Here is a 366-nt window from a genome sequence, read left to right on the forward strand (position 1 = left end):
AAGCTATCATTTCCCGCCATTTCATACACCCGCTTTTCAATCGCCACCCGATATTTGGGGCGCAGTTGAGGCACTAAAATATCTGCGATCGCCACAATCAAGCGATTATGTACCTCCGGCCAAAAATCCGGCTGTTCTAAATATGGATCCATTCCCGGAAAGGGTGAAGGCATAGGGGAAATTCCTCATTTAACGAACGATAGTCAGTTTAAATGATTCCGGCAATTAACACGGGACTCGGTGGGCCAACCTACCCGATAACTTTTTCTGCCTTTTGTTCGGTGCGGATTTAACGCAATCCTCGGTCTCGCAACCAAGCATCGGTCCAAATGGCATCGGATTGACACAGAGGCGGTATCGGTTCTC

1 protein-coding gene is annotated in these 366 nt (G+C 48.4%); it reads right to left on the bottom strand.

Translation table 11 applies throughout. From position 1 onward, the window contains the following. On the bottom strand, positions 1-173 hold a 173-nt coding region (locus LKK83_RS00475; RefSeq protein ID WP_324628773.1), incomplete at its 3' end, for a DUF4058 family protein. Positions 174-366 lie beyond the last annotated feature (193 nt).

This window comes from Phormidium sp. CCY1219, assembly GCF_035615515.1.
Classification (GTDB): Bacteria; Cyanobacteriota; Cyanobacteriia; order Cyanobacteriales; family Laspinemataceae; genus CCY1219.